General features: G+C 57.3%; 8 protein-coding genes. 3 read left to right on the forward strand and 5 right to left on the reverse strand.

What is annotated here, in order from left to right; translation table 11 throughout:
- The first annotated feature begins 98 nt into the window (after positions 1 to 98).
- Entirely contained in the window at positions 99 to 572 is a 474-nt protein-coding gene (locus tag C8N45_RS22680) for a glycine betaine ABC transporter substrate-binding protein (RefSeq protein WP_258793386.1), read from the forward strand.
- 281 nt (positions 573 to 853) lie between these two features.
- On the forward strand, positions 854 to 1,183 hold the full coding sequence (locus tag C8N45_RS22685; protein ID WP_108389305.1) for a hypothetical protein: 330 nt from the start codon (positions 854 to 856) through the stop codon (positions 1,181 to 1,183).
- A gap of 172 nt (positions 1,184 to 1,355) precedes the next feature.
- On the opposite strand, the gene C8N45_RS22690 is transcribed toward C8N45_RS22685, so the two are convergent.
- Genes C8N45_RS22690 through C8N45_RS22700 form a run of 3 tightly spaced genes read right to left on the reverse strand, consistent with a single transcriptional unit; the run spans position 1,356 to position 5,310 of the window.
- Positions 1,356 to 2,135: a carnitinyl-CoA dehydratase gene (locus C8N45_RS22690; protein WP_108389307.1), complete on the reverse strand. Its 780-nt coding sequence runs from the start codon at positions 2,133 to 2,135 to the stop codon at positions 1,356 to 1,358.
- Positions 2,136 to 2,137: 2 nt separating this feature from the next.
- The gene (locus C8N45_RS22695; RefSeq protein WP_108389309.1) at positions 2,138 to 4,153 is read right to left on the reverse strand and encodes an acetate--CoA ligase family protein; all 2,016 of its coding nucleotides are present in this window, start codon (positions 4,151 to 4,153) and stop codon (positions 2,138 to 2,140) included.
- On the reverse strand, positions 4,150 to 5,310 hold the full coding sequence (locus C8N45_RS22700) for an acyl-CoA dehydrogenase family protein (RefSeq protein ID WP_108389311.1): 1,161 nt from the start codon (positions 5,308 to 5,310) through the stop codon (positions 4,150 to 4,152). Before C8N45_RS22700 ends, C8N45_RS22695 begins: the two co-directional genes overlap by 4 nt.
- A gap of 93 nt (positions 5,311 to 5,403) precedes the next feature.
- Between C8N45_RS22700 and C8N45_RS22705 the strand changes: the two genes are divergently transcribed.
- Positions 5,404 to 6,342 (forward strand): GlxA family transcriptional regulator, encoded by a 939-nt coding sequence (locus C8N45_RS22705; protein WP_108389313.1) that lies wholly within the window; start codon positions 5,404 to 5,406, stop codon positions 6,340 to 6,342.
- Here the strand turns inward: C8N45_RS22705 and C8N45_RS24055 are convergent.
- Positions 6,272 to 6,634: a helix-turn-helix domain-containing protein gene (locus C8N45_RS24055; RefSeq protein WP_108389315.1), complete on the reverse strand. Its 363-nt coding sequence runs from the start codon at positions 6,632 to 6,634 to the stop codon at positions 6,272 to 6,274. The genes C8N45_RS22705 and C8N45_RS24055 overlap by 71 nt on opposite strands.
- A gap of 330 nt (positions 6,635 to 6,964) precedes the next feature.
- Positions 6,965 to 7,339 (reverse strand): XRE family transcriptional regulator, encoded by a 375-nt coding sequence (locus C8N45_RS22715; protein ID WP_211095507.1) that lies wholly within the window; start codon positions 7,337 to 7,339, stop codon positions 6,965 to 6,967.
- Between the last annotated feature and the right edge of the window lie 416 nt (positions 7,340 to 7,755).

Genomic DNA, 7,755 nt, shown 5'->3' on the forward strand with positions numbered 1-7,755 from the left:
CTTTCTCATCGTCCACTCCTCAGTGGCTACGATGAGCAACAAACCCTCCCTTAGCAAATACAGCTATTTGGACCCATAGGCGCTGACGTCAGACACTGATTACCTATCCAGCGGATTGGGGCACGCGCTCATCCGAACAGGTTGCAGCCATAGGCCTGCCCTTCCAGCCTGTGGCCGGCGGCAGCGAAGGCGCGATGATCGCTGAACTGAAGTCAGCCGTGGCAGCAGAACAACCTATGCTGATGATGCTCTGGCAACCGCATTGGATACACAATGAAATCGGCCTGAATGTTGTCGCGTGGGATTTTTCATCGCCGGACTGTCTCGCAGGATCCAGTCAGTCGAAAGGCGACGCCTGTGGATTTGCGCAAGCGAGTGTAGAGAAGATCGTCTCACGTGATTTCGCCGAGAACTGGCCAGCGGCCCGTGGCTTTGTTGAAAAATATCAAATGACAAACGCGATTCAGAACGCATTGATTGCCAAAGTGGATCAAGGTGGCATGAGTATCGAGGAAGCCGTCGCCGAATGGATGGCCGAAAACGAAGACACATGGCGCGCCTGGACCAACTGATCTGAAGCAGAAAAGACGCAGCGGGTCCGCTCCTCGCGGTCCCCCCTCTGGCAAATTATCAGCCAATTCTGCCAAAGACCTGAACGAAATCGCGGCAAAGGAAGGCTCTCGCTAGGCATTATTATGGACTAGAAACCACATAGCAGCGCCGCAGTTAAACTATCGTGTCGGAATGTCTGGAAGGTTTATGGCGCAAGACCTGACAGCTTTTTCTCCGAAGGTGCGGACGGCTTACGGGATGGTACGGGTGCGGCGCACCATGCGAAGGCAATGGACAGCGCATGCTGGGCATCATCACCGCGACAATCATATCCATCGGTCCCTTGTCATTTGTCCTACCACCGCTGAAAAGCTGGCCCGCGGCATGCGTTTTCTATCCGGCGAATTCGCTGAATGCCGCGTTGGAGAGCCTGGTCATCAATGGCCGCGCATGGATCGAACTTTTGAAGAATTCCGCATTCTTCTATGTCATGCTCCCCATCAAGATCGGACTAACCAATGCCGTCAGTCCGTTCACTTGGGGCTTCGTATTCACCCCAGCCATGGAGGCGGTCTATGCCGCAGCGCTTCTTGCGACGGTGCGGGGATTGGTATGGCGACTATCGCCATGATCGCGGATCGGATGACCCGGTCGGTCAGCAGGAAAAAACAGGAAATGCTGGGGCTGAAATCCGACCTGATCTGATTATGCAAACCGGAACACCGACACCCGTGGTCACCGCGTTTCCGCAAGACCTGATGACCGGGACCGGATGCTGAGGGGCGATCTGCCGGCGAGCAAGTCTATTTTCCTTTCCAGACCGGATCCCTTTTTTCGGCGAATGCACGTGCGCCTTCCAACTGGTCCTCACTCGCATAAAGGATATCGACTGTCCGCAATTGGCGCTTCGTGATGCGGTTCATCGCGTCCTGAAATTTACTGTCTTCGGCATCCCGCACGATCTCCTTGATGGCGGCATAGACCAGCGGCGGGCCGGCCGCCAGCAACTGCGCAATTGCCCGCGCCCGTGCCAGCAGTTCGCTGGCAGGGGCGACTTCATTCACCAATCCCCACCGATTGGCCTCTGCCGCATCAAACCAGCGACCGGTCAACAACAACTCCATGGCGATGTGATAGGGAATGCGCTTGGGCAGTTTCACGCTTGCGGCATCTGCCACAGTGCCGGAACGGATTTCGGGTAGGGCAAAGGTTGCATGCTCTGCTGCCAGAATGATGTCGGCTGACAACGCAAGCTCCAGTCCGCCGCCACAGGCGATGCCATTGACTGCGGCGATGACAGGTTTGTTCAGATCACGCAGTTCCTGCAAGCCGCCAAAGCCACCGACACCATAGTCCCCATCGACTGCGTCGCCATCAGTAGCCGCCTTGAGATCCCAACCAGCGCAAAAAAACTTCTTACCAGCGCCGGTCAATATGGCCACGCGCAGGTCGGGATCATCGCGGAAATCAGCAAAAACCTCGCCCATGCGGCGGCTTGTGGCAAGGTCGATCGCATTCGCCTTTGGACGATCCAATGTGACTTCGAGGATTGCACCATCTCGGCGGGTTCTTATCGGGTCCATGTTCAGGCCTTTCTTATCAGTGCATCAACTGCAACGGCCTGCGTGGGCGTGCAGATCAGCGGATTAACTTCGATCTCGATAACGCTGTCGGCGTGCGCGATGACATAACTCTGGATAGCCGAGATGGCCTCGACTACTTTTGTGATCTCCGCGGCCGGTTGCCCCCTATATCCAGTCAGCAGAGGCGCGATCTTGAGTTTGCTGAGTGCTGCGCGGATATCCTGCGGCGTGCTGGGAACCAGAAGCGAAATCGTATCGCGCAAAATCTCGGTCCAGACGCCTCCGGCCCCCAAGGTCAGCACAAAACCGTGCGCAGGATCGCGGACAACGCCGATCAGAAGTTCGGCGACCCCGTCGCTGATCATTTCTTCTATAAGGATTTCATCGGTTGCGATCAGGGCTGCGACCTGCCCGACGTCTTGCGCTTCGACATTCAGACGCACAGCAGCATGTTCTGATTTATGCGCCAGACCGACACCTTTGATGGCAAAGGGTGCAGTCATGTCGAGCGCGGCGGCTTGTGCGGCCTGCGCACCCGTCACAGTCCGGCTTAGCGGCACTTGCAGGCCGAAGGCGGCAAGGGCCTCTTTCGATGCACCTTCCGTCAGTGTTGCACCTGTGTCTAAAGGACCGGCAAGGCAGACGGGTGTTCCCGCTGGTGCCCTGACAGCGCTTGCTGCCTCGACCGATGACAGTGCTTCGTGCAGGCCCATTAATGGCACCACGCCGCCCTCAATCAGTCGCTCTGCGGTATCTAGAGGCAAAAGCTCCGGCAAGGTCGCGGCGATGGCAAAGCGGGCGCCGGTCTCGGCGCGGACCCCGAGGGCAGCCTCGATCGTACATTCCCAGTCGCTCGCGTCGGTCGTGGGGAAGTCCACGATGGACAGGGTCAGGTCGATCCCTTCGCCCGTCATACCCGCCCAAGCCCGTGCCATCGCGGCGCCATCGCGCCAGATGTAGGTGTGATAGTCCAGCGGGTTGCTCAGTGCGACCATCGGACCAAGGGCGGAGCGCAGTTGGGTCTTTTGCACCTCTGTCAAGGGTGGGAAAGTCAGCGCGGTACATTCGGCCATGTCCGCAATTAGGCTGACCTCACCGCCCGAGCAACTGATCGATGCTATGTTGCGCGCTGGGAGCGGCCCGTAGCAGTGCAAGAGCTTCAACGTCTCCAGAAAATCCGGCAAGGCCGTCACGCGCGGTATCCCCAGACGGTCGAGAAGTGCCTGTGCGCCCACGTCGCTTCCAGCCAACGACGCAGTATGTGATACGGTCGCGGCACGCGCCTGTTCGGATGCGCCGACCTTAAGCGCGACCAGTGGGACCGATTTTTGATGGGCCTTTGCTGCAAGGGCCTCCCACTCTCGGATGTCTTTGAAGCCCTCAATATGCAGGCCCACCGCCGTCACGCGCGGATCGTCGATCAGAGCGGCAGCAATCTCGGCCTGTGTTGTCTGCGCCATATTTCCGCAAGTGACCATATAAGCAATGGGCAGCGCCCGTTTCTGCATCGACAGGTTGATCGCGATATTCGAGCTTTGCGTCAGGATTGCCACGCCGCGACTCACTGTCTGCGCACCATGTTGATCAGGCCACAAAAGCGCCCCGTCCAACGCATTGATGAAGCCATAGCAATTCGGACCGAGGACCGGCATGGCGCCCGCCGCAGTGACCAGTTCCTCTTGCAGACTATGGCTGGTTTCATCTTCTGCCAGCGCCTCAGAAAAGCCTGACGCAAAGCAGACAGCGCCACCGGCACCCATCGCAGACAGCGCCGCGATCAGTGGGATTGTGGCGTGACGGTTGATCCCCACAAAGACCGCATCGGGCGCTGCCGGCAGATCTTCGAGGCCTTCATAGGCGCGAACCCCCGCAACCTCGAAAGCGGTGGGGTGGACGGGCCAGATATCTCCGGCGAAGCTCATCCGCCGCGACTGGGTGATTACCTGTTGGCACCATGCGCCGCCGCCCACCACAGCGATGGATTTCGGGCGCAGTAGACGGCCAAGGTCGCGTGTCATGCGCCAAGTGGCCTCAGTAGGTCGCGGCTGATGATATGCCGCTGTATTTCACTGGTGCCGTCCCAGATCCGTTCGACGCGGGCATCGCGCCAGAACCGCTCGATCGGGAAATCGTCCATCAGCCCCATCCCGCCAAAGATCTGCAAAGTGGTATCCGTCACCCTCGCCAGCATTTCCGAGGCATAGACCTTGGCCGAGGCGATTTCGCGGTTGGCTGGACTGTTCTGGTCCAGTCGCCATGCCGCCGCCAGAGTCAGCCAATCGGCGGCGTCAATTTCGGTGATCATGTCTGCGATCTGGAAGCTGATCCCCTGAAACTTTCCAATGGGCTGGCCGAACTGTTTACGTTCAGCGGCGTACTCCAGCGCATAATCGAAACAGCGCCGCGCCCGCCCGACGCAGAAGGCCGCCACCGTGAGCCGCGTGGCATAGAGCCATTCGTTCATCACGGCAAACCCGCCGTCGACCTCGCCCAGCACCTGCGCGTCGGGCAGGCGGCAGTTATCGAAATAGAGGATGCAGTTCTTGTAGCCCTTGTGGCTGACCGAGTTGTAACCCTCGCGCACTTCGAACCCCGGTGTGCCACGATCCACCAGAAATGTCGTGATCCGCTTTTTTGGTCCCTTGGGGGTGTCCTCCACACCGGTGGCGATAAAGACGATAAAGAAATCCGCGTGCTCGGCCCCCGAAATGAAATGCTTGGAACCATTTACCACCCAGTCGCCGTTGTCGCGTACCGCCTGACATTTCATGCCCCGCACGTCCGATCCCGCATCCGGTTCGGTCATCGCCAGCGCATCCATCCGCTCGCCCCGCACCGCCGGAAGAAGATACCGGTCGCGCTGTTCGGTATTGCACGCCATAAGGATGTTCTGAGGTCGCCCGAAGAAATGCGTGAGCGCCATCGACCCGCGCCCCAGCTCGCGCTCGACCAATGTGAAATCCAGATGTGATAGCCCCGCGCCACCTACCTCTTGCGGGAAGTTGCAGGCGTAAAACCCAAGGTCGATGCACTTCTGCTTGATCTCTTCACCCAGTTCGTGCGGGACCTGGCCTGTGCGTTCCACCTCGGCCTCATGAGGACAGATCTCGTTCTCGACAAAGCTGCGGACGGTCGAGACGATCATCTCCTGTTCTTCGGACAGACCAAAATGCATCGGGGGCCTCCTTTGCAGACGATTGACGAAGCAAACGTCATTCCTCATCTTCATGATGTGCAAACTTGATCAAAAAATATGCAGAGTTGAAAAATGTCTCAGTCATACAACATTTTGCTATTCGATGGCTTTTCGAACCACTGTCTTGCCAATCTGGTCGAGCCTCTGCGCGCGGCAAACACATTCGCGCGGCGCAGGCTGTACACATGGCGCTATTTTTCGCTTGATGGTCGGCCTGTCGAAAGCTCCAGCGGGCTTGTTGTGGCCCCGGACGGCGATCTGAGGGACGAGACAGGGGATGTTCTTGTTGTGATGCCATCATATGGTTTCCTGAAGCTCGACACCCGTGAGACTGCCCGCGCTTTGCTTCATGCGGCGAAGAAGCATAGGCAACTGGCAGGTATGGACACCGGGAGCTGGCTGCTGGCCCGTGCTGGACTGCTGGACAATCACCGTGCAACAATCCACTGGGATGAACTGTCACGGTTTGAAGAAACCTTCCCTGACGTCGATGCTGTGCAGGAACGTTTTGTCATCGACCGGAACCGGATGACATGCTCCGGTGCCATGGCGGCGTTCGATCTGGCTGCGGCGATCATAAGCCAGGACCACAGTCCACTGCTCTCGATGGAAGTCGCGCATCTGTTGATGAGCCGCACTGTTGCCAACCCTTACGCACTCCCACTGAAATCAGATGACACAGTCGTATGCCGTGCCTTGACGGTCATGCAGGCACACATTGAGGCACCAATTTCGATCACCGAAATCGCTCGCCGTATCGGTTGTTCTCAGAAAACTGTCCAAACGCGGATAGGGTCCGAGCTAAGAACGACGCCGCAGGGGCTCTATAGGCGACTGAGGTTGGCGCTAGCGCGAAAACTAGCCGAAGAAACGGATCAGTCCATCGCAGAAATCGCAGGTAGGTGCGGCTATGAAAATGCCGGTGCGATGACACGGGCCTTCAAGCTTGAATTCGGCCAAACACCAAAGACTTTCCGACGGGAGGCGCGCCTCGGTGCCGGACATCACTAGGTGACTTTCCGAATGCCCTGCGGAAAGACCTCCCGAGCGCAGATCCGCAGGAGAATCCACATCTCAGGGCAATTTGTTCAAAGCTCAATCTGGTTTCCTGCAGCAAATAACGTGCGTGCTGCAGGCGATAGAGCTTGTAATATTTTCCAGTGGTCATGCCGAGCTCTCTGGCAAAGGCACGGTTCAGGCCACCCGATGGATCAACGACGAGATAGAGGCTGGCACCATCTCCGTGACGCCCGGGGCCTAGGTTTTCGACCAACTTTTTTGTTAGCTTGCCGGATATCACCATAGAAACTACCACATTATATACCACTCAATAAACCAATACAGGCATCATCGAAAGAAACTCAATGCAATGGAGGGTATGTATGAAGGTGCTGTAAACAAAAGAAAAAGGCCGCCCAAGGCGACCCATTAAAAACCAAGAAATATGTATGGTGGCGGTGCTGGGAGGCCAATGCGAACCAGTCTCTTCTAATAGGGCGGCACGCGAGAACACCTGGCGAACTACGGGTGATTTCCTAACTTTCTGAATTTTCTCGGTTTTGATGGAGCGAAGCGATTTCGAACTGAACGTTGCTCTACTCAAAAGTGCCGCGCCACTGGTGCGAAACGCCGCCTACTCGTTTTCACCAACCCCTACCCCGGAAATTCCGAGAAGGGCGTCCAAGACCTTGAGCACCTGAAGAAGAGTCTCACGGGTTTCGTGAAGTTCCGCCCCTATCTTTAAGTCGCTTTGGCCGGCCAGCGAGAGCACGGCCGCCAACACCTCGTCCGAGTTCCGCATGAGCTCGACCAGGTGCTCACCGGACGGACCGTGAGAGCCTGCGATCCAGTTCTTCGCCGTTCGCTCCGAGACACCCGTCCAGCGCATCACAGTCTTGATCGCCCGATGAGCTCCGCCGAGCTCCCGCTTCAGCGCAGCCGCAATGGCCATTTGGTATTCTAGTCGATCGACTTTCCCTTCGTCGTCATCTGGAAAAGTCTTGCCCATCTTAGGAAACATTTTTCCGAACCTCCGCGTCTATGCTTCGGCCCACTGGAATCACATGCATTCCCAGCGACTTGGCGATTAAAAAGAATGAAAGGCTCAGCACTTGAGTTGGAAGGACGGACATGACGGAGGCGCAATGGCGCCAAAGGGAGCGCAGCCTCGGCGCGCCGCTCAATATGTCCCAAGCGCAATTGTCCGCTAAGCTGTAAGGAACTTGGTTTGCGGAACCCATCAGGGCCAGCGGTCAAAACCGCGCAAACAGGACGGACACATGACTGCTTCTGACAAATGCACAAATCGGATCAAAAATGTCTTGCTAATCAGGAGCCAATGGTATGGACCCCGCCGCCTTCGGTCGGCGACCCTTAGAAGATCAATTTTGGGAAAGGAGAAATACCATGCAGATAGTGAGAATT

This window comes from Yoonia sediminilitoris (assembly GCF_003058085.1).
GTDB lineage: Bacteria > Pseudomonadota > Alphaproteobacteria > Rhodobacterales > Rhodobacteraceae > Yoonia > Yoonia sediminilitoris.

What these genes read in the sequence shown, in the direction of transcription:
- C8N45_RS24055 (WP_108389315.1), bottom strand. Translation starts at nt 6,634, where the DNA reads ATGGTGATATCCGGCAAGCTAACAAAAAAGTTGGTCGAAAACCTAGGC.
- C8N45_RS22705 (WP_108389313.1), top strand. Translation starts at nt 5,404, where the DNA reads ATGTCTCAGTCATACAACATTTTGCTATTCGATGGCTTTTCGAACCAC.
- C8N45_RS22685 (WP_108389305.1), top strand. Translation starts at nt 854, where the DNA reads ATGCTGGGCATCATCACCGCGACAATCATATCCATCGGTCCCTTGTCA.
- C8N45_RS22695 (WP_108389309.1), bottom strand. Translation starts at nt 4,153, where the DNA reads ATGACACGCGACCTTGGCCGTCTACTGCGCCCGAAATCCATCGCTGTG.
- C8N45_RS22690 (WP_108389307.1), bottom strand. Translation starts at nt 2,135, where the DNA reads ATGGACCCGATAAGAACCCGCCGAGATGGTGCAATCCTCGAAGTCACA.
- C8N45_RS22700 (WP_108389311.1), bottom strand. Translation starts at nt 5,310, where the DNA reads ATGCATTTTGGTCTGTCCGAAGAACAGGAGATGATCGTCTCGACCGTC.
- C8N45_RS22715 (WP_211095507.1), bottom strand. Translation starts at nt 7,339, where the DNA reads ATGGGCAAGACTTTTCCAGATGACGACGAAGGGAAAGTCGATCGACTA.